Genomic DNA, 306 nt, shown 5'->3' with positions numbered 1-306 from the left:
GGTGGTGTTCTAAAAAGTATGCTGGCATCAGACATAGCCATAATTGACATAGAAGAATACCAAATCAAACACCTTAAAGTGGTTATCAAACTTCTTTGAGAAGCAACAGGTCTTTCGAACGGCTCGTCGCAATCGGTGTCTAAGGCGACAGTTATTACCTTCTATACCTATGGTGTGCTGTTTGCCAATTCGTTTGTTATCACTTTTAAAGGCGGTTTTAAAGCTATCCCAGTTATCCATGCTAATAGAACCATAGCTGACTTTCAGTTGTTTAAGACGGGCTCTTAGCTTCTTAGCTGTTTTCAA

At 39.9% G+C, this 306-nt stretch carries 1 protein-coding gene; it reads right to left on the bottom strand.

Features of this window, described 5'->3' with window-relative positions:
• Window positions 1-27 precede the first annotated feature (27 nt).
• The coding region (locus ACT3QP_RS15150; RefSeq protein ID WP_444526076.1) for an IS1 family transposase at window positions 28-306 on the bottom strand (279 nt) is incomplete at its 5' end.

The sequence above is a fragment of the Psychrobacter sp. AOP7-B1-24 genome, from assembly GCF_052376215.1.
Taxonomy (GTDB): Bacteria; Pseudomonadota; Gammaproteobacteria; order Pseudomonadales; family Moraxellaceae; genus Psychrobacter.
Note: the sequence above shows the minus strand (reverse complement) of the source record. Positions and strands in the feature narration are given on the sequence as shown.